Source organism: Leifsonia sp. SIMBA_070 (assembly GCF_046534635.1).
GTDB lineage: Bacteria > Actinomycetota > Actinomycetes > Actinomycetales > Microbacteriaceae > Leifsonia.
Window position 1 is genome coordinate 1 of record NZ_JAWRYK010000213.1, and the last position, 276, is coordinate 276.

The window sequence follows — 276 nt, forward strand, 5'->3', positions numbered from 1 at the left end:
CGGGAGCGGGCGTCGAGGAACACCTGCACCAGCACATCGTGCCGCGCTGGCGGTCGGACGCGAACTTCTTCCCGATCGTCGCTCGCACGAAGGCGCTCCCGCAGCTGCTCGGCGACGTCCGGGAGTCCCTCGCGGCTGCCTGGCCCGTCTGATCGATCGCCGACCGACCCTCTCAGGTGTAGAGCGAGATCGGCTGGTTGTCGCCGTTGAGCACGTACGCACCCACCTCGAGACGCTTGAAGTCGACGGGATCGTGCAGGGAATGGGTGCGGACGT

The 276-nt window shown here is 67.8% G+C and carries 1 pseudogene; it reads left to right on the forward strand.

Features of this window, described 5'->3' with window-relative positions:
* Positions 1-152 (forward strand): annotated as a pseudogene (locus tag SB754_RS20075) (HIT family hydrolase); the annotation flags it as partial.
* Between the last annotated feature and the right edge of the window lie 124 nt (positions 153-276).